This window comes from Tenacibaculum haliotis (assembly GCF_025215075.1).
Classification (GTDB): domain Bacteria; phylum Bacteroidota; class Bacteroidia; order Flavobacteriales; family Flavobacteriaceae; genus Polaribacter; species Polaribacter haliotis_B.
Map to the genome: position 1 here is coordinate 207,616 of NZ_JAOBTH010000026.1, position 14,988 is coordinate 222,603.

The following is a 14,988-nucleotide window of genomic DNA, read 5'->3' on the forward strand; positions in this document are numbered from 1 at the left end:
TATTTTTGCATAAAAACAAACTAATTTGGGAAGAGTTTTAGCTATAGATTTCGGAAAAAAAAGAACAGGTATTGCTGTTACCGATGAATTACAAATTATTGCTTCAGGATTAACAACTATTAACACGAAAGAGTTAATTCCGTTTTTAAAAGAGTACATTAAAAAAGAAAACGTTGAGCTATTTATTATTGGAAAGCCAAAACAAATGGACAATTCTGATAGTGAAAGTGAAGCTTTAATTTTACCTTTTTTACAGAAATTAGTAAAAGCTATTCCTGATATATCAATAAAAAGAGAAGATGAACGTTTTACTTCTAAAATGGCTTTTCAAACTATGATTGATAGCGGACTGAATAAAAAACAACGTCAAAACAAAGCTTTAGTAGACGAAATAAGTGCTACAATCATTTTACAGTCATATTTGTACAACAAATAATTTTATTGCAAAACGATTCTTTGTATTTTCGCATTCGTTAAAAAAAATAAAAACATGATTTTACCCATTGTTGCTTACGGAGATCCCGTATTACGTAAAGTAGGAAAAGAGATCGATAAAGATTATCCGCAGTTAGAAAAACTAATTGCCGATATGAAAGAAACAATGTACAATGCACAAGGTGTAGGTTTAGCTGCTCCGCAAATAGGAAAAGACATTCGTTTGTTTTTAATTGATGCTTCTCCTTTTGCAGATGATGAAGATTTATCAGAAGAAGACAGAAAAGTTTTAGAAACCTTTAATCGTGTTTTTATAAACGCAAAAATAATTAAAGAAGAAGGTGAAGAATGGGCTTTTAGCGAAGGCTGCTTAAGTATTCCTGATGTTCGTGAAGATGTTTTTCGTCAAGAAACAATTACGATTGAATATCAAGATGAAAATTTCGAAAAGCATACTGAAGTTTTAGGCGGTTTAGCTGCGCGTGTTTTTCAGCATGAATACGATCATATTGATGGTGTTTTATTTACAGATAAACTTTCTTCTTTAAAGAAGAGATTGATTAAAAAGAAATTAGAAAACATATCAAAAGGAAAAGTACAAGCTGGTTACAGAATGCGTTTTCCTAATGCCAAAAGAAAATAGTCTAATAAGACATTAAAATATTATAATATGGAATTTAACAAAATTATTGCAGTTACTGGTAAACCAGGATTATTTCAAATTTTATCTCAAACAAAAACAGGGGTAATCGTAAAATCTATTGTAGACGGAAAACGTTTTCCTATTACAGCTACTCATAATGTAAGTTTATTAGAAAACATTGCTATTTATACCTACGAAGAAGAAGTACCTTTAGCGAAAGTTCTTAAAAACATGGCTGATAAAGAAGATGGTAAAGAAGGAATTTCTCACAAAGAAAGTGCTGCTAAATTAACAGCTTATTTTAGTGAAATTTTACCAGGTTATGATGAAGAACGTGTGTATGCTTCTAACATTAAAAAGGTAATTCAATGGTATAATACTTTAGCACAGTCTGATTTTGACTTTAGTTCTTTAGATAAAGTAGCAACTACCGAAGAAGAAAAATAAATCATGAATACTCGTAAGCAGCAATTAGACGCCTTTAACCGTTTGTTAGATATTATGGATGAACTTCGTGAGAAGTGTCCGTGGGATAAAAAACAAACCTTAGAAAGTCTCCGTCATTTAACTATTGAAGAAACTTACGAACTAGGAGATGCAATTCTAGACAATGATTTACAAGAAATAAAAAAAGAATTAGGCGATGTGTTACTACACATCGTCTTTTATGCTAAAATAGGTAGCGAAAAACAAGCTTTTGATATTGCCGATGTTGCCAATTCTATTGCTGATAAATTAATACACCGTCATCCACATATTTATGGTGATGTTGAAGTAAAAAATGAAGAAGAAGTAAAACAAAACTGGGAAAAACTCAAGTTAAAAGAAGGTAAAACTTCGGTTTTAGAAGGTGTTCCTAAAAGTTTACCTGCATTGGTAAAAGCAAGCCGAATTCAAGAAAAAGTTGCCGGTGTTGGTTTTGACTGGGAAGAACCACAACAGGTTTGGGAAAAGGTACAAGAAGAAATCTCTGAACTCAACGAAGAGATAAAAGCAGGAAATAAAGAAAACATCGAAAAGGAATTTGGAGATGTCTTATTTTCTATGATTAACTACGCACGCTTTATTAAAGTGAATCCCGAAAATGCTTTAGAAAAAACGAATAAGAAATTCATCAATCGTTTTCAGTATTTAGAAGCAGCAGCTAAAAAAGAAGGCAAAGAACTTTCTGACATGACTTTAGGTGAAATGGATGTTCATTGGGAAAACTCGAAAGAATTTTTCAGATAACACTTTGTTATTGCGAACGCAGTGAAGCAATCTCTTTATATCAACAAAATAAACTTCCTTAAACTGCTATTTAACCTTCTCTAGTAAAAAGATTACTTCGTTATTCTTCCTTGTAATAACATATCATTTTGTATTTTTACTTTATGAACATCATAATTATTACAGGCGGAAGTAAAGGAATCGGAAAAGCATTGGCAAATAAATATACCACAGAAAACTACAAAGTATACTCTTTAGCTAGAACATTTTCTGGTTTAGAAAATATAACTAATATTGCTATAGACTTATCGAATCTTACTGAAACAGAAAACACTTTCACTGCTCTTTTAAAAGAAATTGTTAGCACCAATGTTTCCTCAATTACTTTAATTAATAATGCTGGACGTTTAGGAAAAATATCAAATCTAGAAAATTTAAATCCAAACGATATTTCTAAAACAATTCAATTAAACACTACTACTCCGCTTATATTATCTAGTTTATTTATCAAACTAACAGAGCAGCTAAGTTGTAAAAAACAGATTATTAATATTTCATCGGGAGCTGCGAAAAGTCCGTATCAAGGTTGGTCTATATATTGTACGTCAAAAGCTGCCATAGACATGATGACTAAAGCTATTGCTACGGAACAGATTGAAGTAGAAAATGGTGTAAAATGTAATGCTATATATCCTGGCGTTGTAGATACCAATATGCAATCTGAAATTAGAAGTACTAATAAAACTGACTTTAAGAGCTTGCAACGTTTTGTTGATTTAAAAGAAAATAACGAATTATATACGCCTGAATTTGTAGCTAAAACTATTTACAAAGTAGATACTGAAAACCAATTAAAAAGCGGAGATATTGTTGATATTAGAAATTTTTAATAACACATTAATTTAAAAAAAAAGAAAAAATATGTCTTACCTCAATTTTTTGAGGTGATAATTTATCAGTAAATTATTATAAACATTACACATTTTGGCTAAGTCTTGTCACACTTCTCATTCCCTTTATTTCTATTATTCCTTAGTTTAATTCCGTTTTTCCTGCATTCATCAGAAACAGTTTTACAGAACGTTACCTCTCCTTTAGTTTTGTGATATAATTTAAAAACTAATTATCATGAAAAACATAAAAAGAGAATTAATTTTTTTACGAACATTTTCATTTATTCTAGCAATAGGTATTCTTATGTTTGTTTTTGTTTCTTTTAAACATTCTAAGAATCAAAAATTTGGCACTATTGACGTAGAACGTATTAATATTGTAGAAAAAGATGGTACTACAAAGATGATTATTACGAATGTACAAGAATTTCCGAATGGAAAGGATTCTATAAATAACAGAGCAACAAATAATAAACGTAAAAAACGCGCAGGTATGCTTTTCTTTAATGAAGACGGTATTGAATGTGGAGGGTTTATTTATGATGGAAATAAAAAGGAAAACGGACATAGTGCTGGTTTATCACTTACTTTTGACAAATATGATGGTGATCAAGCAATACAACTGTTAAATACTGATGTAAAACGAAATGGAAAAAGAAGTATTAAAAGTTCATTAGTTTTTAACGATTTACCAGAAAACTCAAACCAAACAAACACAGCTAAAGTTTGGGCAGAATTAAATGCAATAAAAGATAAAAAAATAAGGAGAAAAAAATATAATGAATATGTAAAAAAAGGCTTGGTTGGTATTACCAAAAGACTTGAGCTTGGTAACCGTGGTAAAGGTCGTCCGAACGGATTGTTTCTTTATGATGATCAAGGACAAATGAGAGCAATGTTTTGTATTGATTCTGAAAATAATGTTCGCTTAGAAATGTTTGATCAAAAAGGTAATATGATAAACTCATGGCCAACAAAAAAATAAAGCTTATAATTTTGGTAAATATTTTCACTAAAATATTTACCAAAACTTTATATATTTACCAGTATAATTATGAAAAAAACAATTCAATACCTACAAAAAAATCAAACTTTAATTGTTTTCTTGTTTATTTTTAGCTGGGTATTAACTCTTAAAAACAAAATAGGTTTTGCGACCTCTTGGAATAATTTTGTTTTTCATCCTGATGCTCCTTTTTGGGTTTTTATAGACGGTTTTATTATTTTTATTTTTACCGATTTTATTAAAAGAAAAACTAAAAATAACATAAAAAAAGAAACGCCGTCTGTATGGAGTTATTTAAGATTTTTTGGTATAAGTTTTATCTGTTATATATTTATCATAAATATCTTTGGCATTTTTATTTCGTTCATTTTTAATACTATTCCAAGAAACTATAGCTCTTCCTATCAAATAACTTATAGAATTTTTACACAAATTATTGACTTTATAGTTTTTGGAGGTTTTTCTTTAGCTTATTTATATTTTAAAGAAAATAAGAATTATAAAAAGAGACTAAATGCCTATGAAATTAGCAATTCTAAAAGTAAAATACAGCAACTTAAAGCACAATTAAATCCACATTTTCTTTTTAATAATTTAAATATTTTAGATCAACTTATCGAAGAAAACCAAGAAAAAGCATCTAATTTTTTAAACCATTTTTCAGAATTATATCGTTATGTTCTTAAAAACTCAACCAGAGAACTTATTTATATTAAAGAAGAATTAATATTTATTCAAAATTATTTTGAGTTAATGGAGAAAAAATACCAAGGATATTATCAATTAATTATCCAAAATGATATAAAAAATTCAACTCTCATCGTTCCTCCATTTTGCCTTCAAATATTGGTAGAAAATGCTATTGTACACAACCTAGGGACATTTAAGAAGCCTGTAATTATAAATATTTCAATAGAAAACGGAATTAAAATTACTAATAACAAAATAGATAAAGAAAGTAGAAATAAAAGAAATAATGGTATAGCCTTAAAAAACCTAAATGAACAATTTAAACTACTCACAAATAACCCTATTACTATTAAAGATTCTGATGATTATTTCACTATTATATTACCACTTATTAAAATAAATAACGATGCTTAAAATAGTAATTATAGAAGATGAAGTTCCTGCTAGAAAGAAACTTAAAAACTATTTAGATAAAATTGAAGTATCATATAAAATTGTAAAAGAAATTGAAACTACAAAAGAAACTCTTTCTTTTTTTGAAACAAATCCTGATGTTGATCTAATTTTTTCAGATATTGAATTACGTGACGGTAATGTTTTTGAAATCTATAACCAAATTAAAATTAATGCACCAATTATTTTCATATCAGCTTATGATACTTTTTGGATGAATGCTTTTGAAACTAGCGGTATCGAATACTTACTAAAACCTTATTCGTTTGCTCGCTTTGAAAAAGCATGGTACAAGTATATGTCTTTGAAAAACAAAATGGAAATTAAACAGACTGATATCTTTAATAAATTAGATGCCTATTATCAGAGTAAGTTAGAGTTAAAACCCGTTTATAAAGATTTTATTCCTGTAAAATCTAATAATGGTATTTACTTTTTAAAAGTAGAAAATATTGTTTTTATTCAATCAGATTACGGAGTTCTTTTTGCTTATGATTCAGCCAATAAAAAACACTTATTAAACCAAACTTCTCTTAAAGAAATACATGAAATATTTAACCCTACACTATTCTTTAAGATTAATAGGAGTGAGATTGTTAATAGGGTTTTTATTGAAAAAATAAATCGTTATACTAAAAACACTGTCGCTATTCAGCTAAAATCTCATTCTTTAAAAACGAGTCAAAAAAATACAGCTGCATTTAATTCTTGGATGGGAATAAAGTAGTTGTATTTTTAGAAACTTCTAAAAAATATAATATATTAGTTTAGTCTAAAATTAATTACGTGCTCAAAAAAATTGATTTCCTTTTCTTCGGATATGTGTTTATAACCACTATCCTCTTATTTTTCTCATGGAATCAATCTACAAACTCTTTTAATTTGTTACTGGTTAGAGGATTCATTGTTTTAGGAGTTATCAGCTTACTCTTTTTAAATTCAAAAATAAAATCGAATATATTAGAATTACTTAGAAATATCTACCCTATAATTATTGGTGGTTATTTTTACTCTGAAACTGTTTTTTATAATAAATTTATTTGGCAGAACTTAGATCAAAAATTAATAGATTTAGATCAGTTAATATTCGGATTTCAACCAAGTGTAGCATTCTCTGAAATACTATCACACAAGTTTTTTAGTGAACTAATGTATTTTGGTTATTTCTCATTCTATTTATTAATCACAGCATTTGTAATTATTGCATATTACAAGCTTAAAGAAGAAACAACCGAGTTAATTTTTAAGTTTTCAGCTGCTATGCTTTTATTTTATTTATTCTTCGGAGTAGTGCCCTCTGCTGGACCTCAGTTTTATTTATCCTCTCCAGAAAAAGACTTACCTGTCGCTTTTATTTTCGATAAAATAATGCATTTTATACAAGCTAATGCAGAACAACCTACGGCAGCTTTTCCAAGTTCACATGTCGGAATTTCAATCATTATTTTAATACTTCTAAGAAAAAAGGTTCCTTTATTTTTTAGAATAACCATCCCTTTTGTTATTCTTTTAATTTTATCTACAGTATACATAAAAGCCCATTATGCTATTGATGTTATTGGCGGAATTATATTTGCACCAATTATGTTATATTTAGCATCAGTCTTATATAAAATTCCCATTTACAATAAGAAACCCAAATTTTAACCAATTTATGATTCAACTTAAAGAAGTTACCTCTAAAAAGGATTTAAAAACGTTTATACACTTACCTTTTAAAATTCATAAAGAGCATAAAGAATGGTTACCTCCTTTAATTTCAGATGAATGGAAGGTATTTGATAAAAACAAAAATCATTCTTTTGAGCATTGTGATACCATAATGTTGTTGGCTTTTAAAAATAATGAGGTTGTTGGTAGAATTATGGGGATTATAAACCATACTTACAACAAAGGAAGTAACGTAAAAAATGTTCGCTTTTTCAGCTTAGAATGTTATAACGACTCAATTGTTTATAATGCGTTAATAAAAGCAGTTGAAGATTGGGGGAAACAAAAAAAAATGGACACAATTATTGGACCCTTAGGTTTTTCTGATAAAGATCCCCAAGGGTTTTTAATTGAAGGTTTTAAAGATCCGGTAACAGTTATGGTTACCAATCATAATTATCAATATATGGTAGGTTTTACCGAACAAAATGGATTTAATAAAAAACTAGATATTTTTCAATACAGAGCTCAAATTCCTGAAAAAACACCTGAAATCTATACTAAAATAGCTGAAAGAGTTATAAAAAGAGGTTTTAAAGTATTAGAGTTTAAAAAATCGAAACATGTTCGTCCGTATGTAAAACCAGTGTTTGATTTAATAAATTCAACCTATAAAAACATTTATGGCTTTGCTCCGTTAGAAGATATAGAATCTAAAGAGTTTTCTGAACGTTTTTTACCTTTACTTAAACCTCAGTATATAAAAGTTGTTGTTGACACTAACAGTAAAGTAGTTGCTTTTGTTGTGGCGATGCCAGATATAAGTAACGGATTTAAAAAGGCAAATGGAAAGTTATTTCCCTTCAGATTTATTCATATCCTCAGAGCTTTTAAACAAACCAATCAACTTAATTTATTGTTAGGTTGTGTCAGTGAAGAATTACAAAACTCCGGATTAATTGCTTTAATGGCGCAATCAATGTATAAATCGGCTAAAGAAAATGGATTGACTATTTTAGACAGTCATTTAATTTTAGAAGATAACAAAAAAATGCGCGCTGTTATGGAGCGCATGGAACATACAATTTATAAAAAGTATCGAATTTTTGAGAAAAAATTAGGATAAAAAACAATAAAAAATGAAAATAGCGCTAATTAGTATTCCCGTTCGTAATCAAGAAAAAGCTTTAAAATTTTATACCGAAAAATTGGGTTTTGTAAAAAAACACGACATCCCAGTAGGTGGTGAAAACAGGTGGTTAACTGTAGTTTCTAAAGATGCGTTAGAGGGACCAGAATTATCATTAGAGCCTGCTCCAATTCACTTTAAACCTTCTGAAGTTTTTCAAGATGCGTTAATGGAAGCAGGAATTCCGTACACTCAGTTTAATGTTGACAATCTTGATGAGGAATACGAACAATTAATAAAACTTGGAGTTGAATTTAGTGTAAAACCAACCGAGGCCGGAACTGTAAAATATGCAATTTTAAATGACACTTGTGGTAATAACATCCAACTTGTTGAAATGTTATAAAATTACTTAAATTGGTTTTTAATACGCATCAACATCAATAATAAAACGGATTGGTCTAAAATCTTTAACCGCTTCAAAAGTATTTCTAATTTTAGTTATTTGCTCTTTGGTTTTTCCTAACGATTGTTTTGGCGGAATTTTAATTACTAAGTTTTTAATATATAAGTTTCGAACACGAGAAACAGCCGGAGCTGTTGGACCCAAAACATTTTCTTGAAACACATTTTGTAACGACTTTGCTAGCCAATTCACCCCATTTTCTACTCGATTGTAATCTTTGTGTTTTAATGTAATTTTTATTACTCTATAATACGGTGGATATTGAAATTGCCAACGTTCTTGTAACTGTTCTTTATACATTTCTGTATAATTTGTCGTAGAAACCTGTTGTAATATTTGATGATACGGATTATATGTTTGTATGGCTACTTTACCTTGTTTTTTACTTCGCCCTGCCCTGCCTGATACTTGTACCATTAATTGATAAGCTCTTTCATGCGCTCTAAAATCTGGAAAATTAAGCATAGAGTCGGCACTTAAAATACCTACTAACGATACGTTTTCAAAATCTAGTCCTTTTGATAACATTTGTGTTCCTACCAAAATATCAATTTCCTGCGCTTCAAAAGCGCCAATTATTTTTTGATATCCATATTTACCACGAGTAGTATCTAAATCCATTCTTCCAATTTTATACTTCGGAAAAAGTTCTTTTAGTTCTAATTCAATCTGTTCGGTTCCAAAACCTTTCGTGTCTAGTGTCGCGCTACCGCAAGCTCCACAACTATTAGGCATTGATCGTTGATAACTACAATAATGGCATTTTAATTCACGTCGGAACTTATGAAACGTTAAACTCACGTCACAATTTGGGCATTCGGGAGAAACTCCACAAGTGGTACACTCTACAACAGGTGAAAATCCGCGACGATTTTGAAACAAAATAACCTGTTCTTTTTCATCCAATGCTTCGGTAATCATTTTTAATAAACGATCAGAAAAATGACCTTTCATTTCCTTTTTTCGATGTTTTTCTTTTACATCAATCAACTCAATTTTTGGCAATTGAATATTACCAAAACGCCTATTTAGTTCAACAAAACCATATTTATTTTGTTTTGCATTAAAATAACTTTCTAAGGATGGTGTTGCAGAACCTAATAATACTTTTGCTTGATGTAAATGCCCTAAAACGATGGCAGAATCTCGTGCATTATAACGAGGCGAAGGCTCAAATTGTTTATACGAACTTTCGTGCTCTTCATCAACAACTATTAATCCTAAGTTATTAAAAGGTAAAAAACCTGAAGAACGAGCTCCTAAAATAATTTGCGCTTTGGGTTTGTTTTCTAATACATTATTCCAAACTTCTACACGCTCATTCATCGAATATTTTGAGTGAAACACTGATATAAAGCTTCCGAAATAACGTTGTAAACGGGTAATTATTTGTGTTGTTAAAACTATTTCGGGTAATAAAAACAATACTTGCCTTCCTTCTGCAATGACTTCTTTTATCAGTTTTACATAAATTTCTGTTTTACCAGAACCGGTAACTCCGTGCAAAAGCGTTACATTTTGAGTTTCAAAAGATGTTTTTATTTCATTAAAAGATTGCTGCTGAAATTCGTTTAATTCTTTTATTTCATTAGTTTCACCTTTAAAATTAATTCGATCTGTTTGAATTTCATAAAACTCAAAAATATCTTTGTCAACCAACGCTTTTAAAACTGCGGATGAAGTGCTTGATTTGTCTTCTAATTCCTTACTCTTTATTGGTTTTTTAGAAACTGATAACTGAAAATAAGTCAATACTGCCTCTCGTTGTTTTTTTGCTCTAGAAAGCGCTTCTAACAAACTCTGCAAAGCTTCGTTTGAGGTGTATTTCGAATTTAAACGAACATATTTCACCAATTTGGGTTTATAGGTTTCGTAAATTTCTTCTTTAATAAAAGCAGCTTCTTTGTTTATCAATCCATCAATAATAGGTAACACCGTTTTCTTACCTAAAATATCCGATACTTGGTGAATAGTTAATTGTGAATGATTATGTAACGCTTCAAAAATTAAAAATTCTTCATCAGTTAAACTTGTTTCATCAGTAAAAGTTTCGTTTTTATAAATAATCGTTTCACTTTCTAATAAAAAAGCCGATGGCAATGCTGCTCTATACACGTCTCCTAAAGAACACATATAATAACTAGAAATCCATTCCCAATGTTTTAATTGAGGCTCTGTTACAATAGGTTTTTCATCTAAAATTTGATGAATGTCTTTTGCCTCGTATAATTCTGGTGCATTTTCATGAATATTAAACACCAACGCTGTATAAATTTTACTTTTACCAAAAGAAACAGCCACGCGCATTCCTTTTTTAAGGAATGAAAACTCTGCCTCATTTACCGAATAAGTAAATGTTTTTTTTAACGGAATTGGTAATATAACGTCGATGAAATATGTCATTATTCTACTATTTCTATAGGTGCTGGTGGAGGTGGTTTATGATGAATAATATTTCCTTCTATATCAAAAGACCTAAAATCTGGTTCTAATAATATCTGAAGAGGATAAACTCTCTTTAAAGAATCTATATTTAATTTGTGAAAACTCTTGATGAAATTAAAATATGAAACTGAAATCGTATCTAATACTTTAGATATTCTATCTTTTGATTTTTTCTCAAAATTACGATATCTAATAATGATTAAATTTTTATTAGGATTATCACTATATCTTGAATCTTTACCCCAATTTAATAACTGTTTCCGTAAATAATCATCTAAAATTTCAACTGTCAAAACCTGGTCTTTACCATAAAAAACTGATGTTTCATCCTCTTCAAAATTCCCTTCTAACCAAAGTGTGTTTTTCAATTTAGGACAAAATGTAGTTAAATGACACGAAATAACTCGATTTAGATTAATAGGTAAATCTTTATTATTTAATCTAATAAATTGATTTCTACTTACTATCTTTTCATAATACTTACACTTTTCAAGAACATCATTAAAACCATATATTGTATCGAAAGAAAAAACAAAAGTAGAATCTGTATTCTTCTGAGGAGGAAAAACGTCTTTCATTGTTAAAACTCTTTCTTTTGGAGTTTTGGCACAAGAAACTATCAGTAATAGTAAGATAGGTATTATATACGTTTTTAACTTTTTCATCTAATATCAAAACTACACAAAAATCACTACATTGTAAACAGAAAAATAAAGGTATTTATGACTTCATTAGAATGGAAAGCAAAAGGAAATATTATTAGAATTAACAATCGAGATATTTTTGTTATTGATGAAGGAAATCATGATAAAACATTAATCATTTTACACGGGTACCCTACTTCCTCTTTTGATTATTATAAGGCGTTGCCTTATTTAACTAAAAAATATCGAATGATTATTCACGATCATTTAGGATTTGGTTTTTCTGATAAACCGTTAGATTATTCCTATTCTTTAATTGAGCAAACGGATATTGCTTTATTACTTTGGGAAAAATTAGGCTTACAAAATGTTACTTTATTAGCACACGATTACGGTACAAGTATTGCTACCGAAATTATCGCACGAAGCAACCAAAATCAATTAAAAATTACAATAGACAAGTTAATTTTATGTAACGGAAGTATGCATATTGAATTAGCTAAACTTCGTACAATTCAGAAATTATTAAAAAGTAAAATCACAGGGAAATGGGTTGCTAAATTAGCGAATCAAGCTCTTTTTAATCGAAATGTCAGGAATATTTATTTTGATAAATCTAAGGTTTCTCAAGAGGAATTAAACGAAATGTGGTTTCAAATTAACCATAATAACGGGCGAAAAGTGATACATTTATTAAGTAACTACATTAACGAACGTTATTATTTTTGGCATCGTTGGATTGGTGCTTTAACACAAACTAATATTACAACAAAAATTGTTTGGGCAACACACGATCCTATTGCTGTAAAAGCTATTGCTACACAATTACAGAACGAAATTCCTAATAACGAATTGTTTTGGTTAGATAACACAGGACATTTTCCGATGCTTGAAAATCCAAAAGATTGGAGTGAATTGGTTTTAAAAGACGAAGTTATTTAGCTTCTAAATGGAGATTATTCTTAATTATTCCGTTATTAACGATAGACCAAATACGTCAACCTGAACTTGTTTCAGGTTCTCATAACAAATAACAAACTTCCTATCTGATGTGATTCCGAAATAAATTCGGAATGACGCTTAAAAATAATAGTTATGACTTAAATTAACTTCTCACTTCTAAATGAAGATTATTCTTAATTATTCGTTATTAACGATAGACCAAATACGTCAACCTGAACTTGTTTCAGGTTCTCATAACAAATGACAAGCTTCCTGTCAGATGTGATTCCGAAATAAATTCGGAATGACGCTTAAAAATAATAGTATGACTTAAATTAACTAATATATTCTAAATATAAGTTTTCAACTTTAGTTCTAGCCCAAGGAGTAGTTCTTAAGAACTTTAGACCAGATTTGTAAGTAGGATTATTTTTAAAAGCATTAATCTTTAAAATTTCACCTAATTCTTCCCAACCATATTCTAAATACAGTTCTTCTAACATGGTTGCTAATTTTATTCCGTGAAGCGGATTATTGGGTTGTTCTTGACTCATAGTATGTTTAAAACAACAAAAGTAAAGTTTCTACTTGATTAATTCGTCTAATAATTCTCTAACTTTAGTACTATTCCAATTTGCTGCACCTTTTTTATCGGTAACAATGTTTCCTTTTTTATCAATAATAAAAGTAGCAGGAATCGAATTACTTTTTAATTGCCCTGGAGTTTTACTCAACGTATTATAGGTTGGTAAGTTATAATTATTTTTGATGTAAAAACCATTAATCGTATTCCAATCTTCATTACTTATAAAAACAAAGGTTACTTTGTCTTTATAATCATCATATAATTTTTGAATGCTTGGCATTTCTGCAATGCAAGGAGGACACCAAGTTGCCCAAAAATTTATGAAAACAACCTTATTTTTGGTTTCATTAAAATCAATATTCGCCGTATTTAATCCTTTTAAGTTCCACTTGTAATCCGTTAATTTTTCTTGTTTATCATCAGTAATAACCGAAGGTGAAAAAGAAATCAACCTTATAAAATATACTTTGGTTGGCGGATACAATAGCAAACCTATTATAATTACAAATACAATATTAGAAATCGTTTTTTTGGTAAACTTCATTACTAGTTATTTAAGACTCCTCAAATGTACTACTCTTCTTGATTATTTACTTCTTAAAATATTAAATTGAATGACACTATTTGTTTGTCATATTTTCAATATTTTAGCAGTACTTTTTATAAAACAAACAACATTAAAATGAAAAATACTGCATTAACACATATTCATGAAGCTTTAGGCGCTAAAATAGTTCCGTTTGCTGGTTACAACATGCCTGTACAATATGAAGGTATCAATATAGAACACGAAACTGTTAGAAAAGGAGTTGGTGTTTTTGATGTAAGTCATATGGGAGAATTTTTCTTAAAAGGAGAAAATGCGTTGGCTTTAATTCAGAAAATTGCGACTAACGATGCTTCTAAATTAGTACCTGGTAAAGCACAATATAGCTGTATGCCAAATGCAGATGGTGGAATTGTAGATGATTTAATTATTTATATGATTGCCGAAAATGAGTATATGTTAGTGGTAAATGCTTCTAATATTGAAAAAGATTGGAATTGGATTTCTAAGCACAACGATTTAAAAGTTGAAATGGAAGATCGTTCTGACGATTGGTCTTTATTAGCTATTCAAGGTCCAAAAGCTGTTGAAGCAATGCAATCTTTAACGTCTGTAAACTTATCTACTATTAAGTTTTATACATTTGAAATTACTGATTTTGCTGGAATACCAAACGTAGTTGTATCTGCAACAGGTTATACAGGTTCTGGAGGATTTGAGATTTATGTTAAAAACAAAGATGTTGAACAACTTTGGAAAAAAGTTTTTGAAGCTGGTGCTGATTGGGGAATTAAACCGATTGGTTTAGCAGCTCGTGATACCTTGCGTTTAGAAATGGGATATTGTTTATATGGTAATGATATTGATGATACTACTTCTCCTTTAGAAGCTGGTTTAGGTTGGATTACAAAGTTCACGAAAGACTTTGTAAATGCTGAAGCTTTAAAAGCTCAAAAAGAAGCTGGTGTTACTAAAAAACTAGTTGCTTTTGAATTAACAGAACGTGGTATTCCTCGTCATGATTATGATATTGTTAATGCTGATGGAACTAAAATAGGTCGTGTTACCTCTGGTACAATGAGCCCTTCATTAGGAAAAGGGATTGGTTTAGGATATGTTACTAAAGAACTTTCGAAAGTAGATTCTGAAATTTTTATTCAGGTTCGTAAAAAACAAATTCCTGCAAAGGTGGTTAAATTACCTTTTTATAAAGGATAATTAAATATTTTATATATAAAAAAAGCAACTCA

Annotated in this window: 17 protein-coding genes; 13 read left to right on the forward strand and 4 right to left on the reverse strand. The window is 29.3% G+C overall.

The window, feature by feature from the left end:
• The first annotated feature begins 25 nt into the window (after positions 1 to 25).
• The 11 genes from ruvX to N2251_RS07120 all read left to right on the forward strand — a co-directional run bounded on the left by ruvX (position 26) and on the right by N2251_RS07120 (position 8,514).
• Complete coding sequence (gene ruvX, locus N2251_RS07070) at positions 26 to 436, forward strand: Holliday junction resolvase RuvX (protein WP_260586045.1); 411 nt, start codon at positions 26 to 28, stop codon at positions 434 to 436.
• A gap of 54 nt (positions 437 to 490) precedes the next feature.
• The gene (gene def / locus N2251_RS07075; protein ID WP_260586046.1) at positions 491 to 1,078 is read left to right on the forward strand and encodes a peptide deformylase; all 588 of its coding nucleotides are present in this window, start codon (positions 491 to 493) and stop codon (positions 1,076 to 1,078) included.
• A 27-nt stretch (positions 1,079 to 1,105) separates the two neighbouring features.
• A complete protein-coding gene (locus N2251_RS07080; RefSeq protein ID WP_260586047.1) occupies positions 1,106 to 1,525 on the forward strand; it encodes a DUF5606 family protein in 420 nt (139 codons plus the stop codon).
• Between the two features lie 3 nt (positions 1,526 to 1,528).
• Positions 1,529 to 2,308 (forward strand): nucleoside triphosphate pyrophosphohydrolase, encoded by a 780-nt coding sequence (gene mazG, locus N2251_RS07085; protein ID WP_260586048.1) that lies wholly within the window; start codon positions 1,529 to 1,531, stop codon positions 2,306 to 2,308.
• 143 nt (positions 2,309 to 2,451) lie between these two features.
• The gene (locus tag N2251_RS07090) at positions 2,452 to 3,177 is read left to right on the forward strand and encodes a (S)-benzoin forming benzil reductase (RefSeq protein ID WP_260586049.1); all 726 of its coding nucleotides are present in this window, start codon (positions 2,452 to 2,454) and stop codon (positions 3,175 to 3,177) included.
• Positions 3,178 to 3,415: 238 nt separating this feature from the next.
• Positions 3,416 to 4,165 (forward strand): hypothetical protein, encoded by a 750-nt coding sequence (locus N2251_RS07095; RefSeq protein WP_260586050.1) that lies wholly within the window; start codon positions 3,416 to 3,418, stop codon positions 4,163 to 4,165.
• Between the two features lie 69 nt (positions 4,166 to 4,234).
• Positions 4,235 to 5,290: a sensor histidine kinase gene (locus N2251_RS07100; protein ID WP_260586051.1), complete on the forward strand. Its 1,056-nt coding sequence runs from the start codon at positions 4,235 to 4,237 to the stop codon at positions 5,288 to 5,290.
• A complete protein-coding gene (locus N2251_RS07105) occupies positions 5,283 to 6,056 on the forward strand; it encodes a LytR/AlgR family response regulator transcription factor (protein ID WP_260586052.1) in 774 nt (257 codons plus the stop codon). The genes N2251_RS07100 and N2251_RS07105 overlap by 8 nt, the downstream gene beginning before the upstream one ends.
• Positions 6,057 to 6,115: 59 nt before the next feature.
• Positions 6,116 to 6,976: a phosphatase PAP2 family protein gene (locus N2251_RS07110; protein WP_260586053.1), complete on the forward strand. Its 861-nt coding sequence runs from the start codon at positions 6,116 to 6,118 to the stop codon at positions 6,974 to 6,976.
• Between the two features lie 7 nt (positions 6,977 to 6,983).
• The gene (locus N2251_RS07115) at positions 6,984 to 8,105 is read left to right on the forward strand and encodes a hypothetical protein (protein WP_260586054.1); all 1,122 of its coding nucleotides are present in this window, start codon (positions 6,984 to 6,986) and stop codon (positions 8,103 to 8,105) included.
• A 13-nt stretch (positions 8,106 to 8,118) separates the two neighbouring features.
• The gene (locus tag N2251_RS07120) at positions 8,119 to 8,514 is read left to right on the forward strand and encodes a VOC family protein (RefSeq protein ID WP_260586055.1); all 396 of its coding nucleotides are present in this window, start codon (positions 8,119 to 8,121) and stop codon (positions 8,512 to 8,514) included.
• Positions 8,515 to 8,532: 18 nt separating this feature from the next.
• Here N2251_RS07120 and priA read toward each other — a convergent pair whose 3' ends face one another.
• Positions 8,533 to 10,977: a replication restart helicase PriA gene (priA, locus tag N2251_RS07125; protein ID WP_260586056.1), complete on the reverse strand. Its 2,445-nt coding sequence runs from the start codon at positions 10,975 to 10,977 to the stop codon at positions 8,533 to 8,535.
• Positions 10,977 to 11,684: a hypothetical protein gene (locus N2251_RS07130; RefSeq protein ID WP_260586057.1), complete on the reverse strand. Its 708-nt coding sequence runs from the start codon at positions 11,682 to 11,684 to the stop codon at positions 10,977 to 10,979. Before N2251_RS07130 ends, priA begins: the two co-directional genes overlap by 1 nt.
• 57 nt (positions 11,685 to 11,741) lie before the next feature.
• Between N2251_RS07130 and N2251_RS07135 the strand changes: the two genes are divergently transcribed.
• Positions 11,742 to 12,605, forward strand: a complete 864-nt coding sequence (locus N2251_RS07135) for an alpha/beta fold hydrolase (protein ID WP_260586058.1) — start codon at positions 11,742 to 11,744, stop codon at positions 12,603 to 12,605.
• Between the two features lie 335 nt (positions 12,606 to 12,940).
• Here N2251_RS07135 and N2251_RS07140 read toward each other — a convergent pair whose 3' ends face one another.
• Entirely contained in the window at positions 12,941 to 13,159 is a 219-nt protein-coding gene (locus N2251_RS07140; RefSeq protein WP_260586059.1) for a VF530 family protein, read from the reverse strand.
• Between the two features lie 30 nt (positions 13,160 to 13,189).
• Positions 13,190 to 13,735: a TlpA family protein disulfide reductase gene (locus tag N2251_RS07145; RefSeq protein WP_260586060.1), complete on the reverse strand. Its 546-nt coding sequence runs from the start codon at positions 13,733 to 13,735 to the stop codon at positions 13,190 to 13,192.
• A 138-nt stretch (positions 13,736 to 13,873) separates the two neighbouring features.
• Here N2251_RS07145 and gcvT point away from each other — a divergent pair, with 138 nt between their 5' ends.
• A complete protein-coding gene (gene gcvT, locus N2251_RS07150) occupies positions 13,874 to 14,956 on the forward strand; it encodes a glycine cleavage system aminomethyltransferase GcvT (RefSeq protein ID WP_260586061.1) in 1,083 nt (360 codons plus the stop codon).
• Positions 14,957 to 14,988 lie beyond the last annotated feature (32 nt).

Bases quoted from the DNA above. Each gene is read 5' to 3' on its own strand.
- N2251_RS07105 (WP_260586052.1), top strand. From the start codon at position 5,283: ATGCTTAAAATAGTAATTATAGAAGATGAAGTTCCTGCTAGAAAGAAA.
- def (WP_260586046.1), top strand. From the start codon at position 491: ATGATTTTACCCATTGTTGCTTACGGAGATCCCGTATTACGTAAAGTA.
- N2251_RS07080 (WP_260586047.1), top strand. From the start codon at position 1,106: ATGGAATTTAACAAAATTATTGCAGTTACTGGTAAACCAGGATTATTT.
- gcvT (WP_260586061.1), top strand. From the start codon at position 13,874: ATGAAAAATACTGCATTAACACATATTCATGAAGCTTTAGGCGCTAAA.
- N2251_RS07095 (WP_260586050.1), top strand. From the start codon at position 3,416: ATGAAAAACATAAAAAGAGAATTAATTTTTTTACGAACATTTTCATTT.
- N2251_RS07100 (WP_260586051.1), top strand. From the start codon at position 4,235: ATGAAAAAAACAATTCAATACCTACAAAAAAATCAAACTTTAATTGTT.
- N2251_RS07135 (WP_260586058.1), top strand. From the start codon at position 11,742: ATGACTTCATTAGAATGGAAAGCAAAAGGAAATATTATTAGAATTAAC.
- mazG (WP_260586048.1), top strand. From the start codon at position 1,529: ATGAATACTCGTAAGCAGCAATTAGACGCCTTTAACCGTTTGTTAGAT.
- N2251_RS07130 (WP_260586057.1), bottom strand. From the start codon at position 11,684: ATGAAAAAGTTAAAAACGTATATAATACCTATCTTACTATTACTGATA.
- N2251_RS07145 (WP_260586060.1), bottom strand. From the start codon at position 13,735: ATGAAGTTTACCAAAAAAACGATTTCTAATATTGTATTTGTAATTATA.
- N2251_RS07120 (WP_260586055.1), top strand. From the start codon at position 8,119: ATGAAAATAGCGCTAATTAGTATTCCCGTTCGTAATCAAGAAAAAGCT.
- N2251_RS07090 (WP_260586049.1), top strand. From the start codon at position 2,452: ATGAACATCATAATTATTACAGGCGGAAGTAAAGGAATCGGAAAAGCA.
- priA (WP_260586056.1), bottom strand. From the start codon at position 10,977: ATGACATATTTCATCGACGTTATATTACCAATTCCGTTAAAAAAAACA.
- N2251_RS07140 (WP_260586059.1), bottom strand. From the start codon at position 13,159: ATGAGTCAAGAACAACCCAATAATCCGCTTCACGGAATAAAATTAGCA.
- N2251_RS07115 (WP_260586054.1), top strand. From the start codon at position 6,984: ATGATTCAACTTAAAGAAGTTACCTCTAAAAAGGATTTAAAAACGTTT.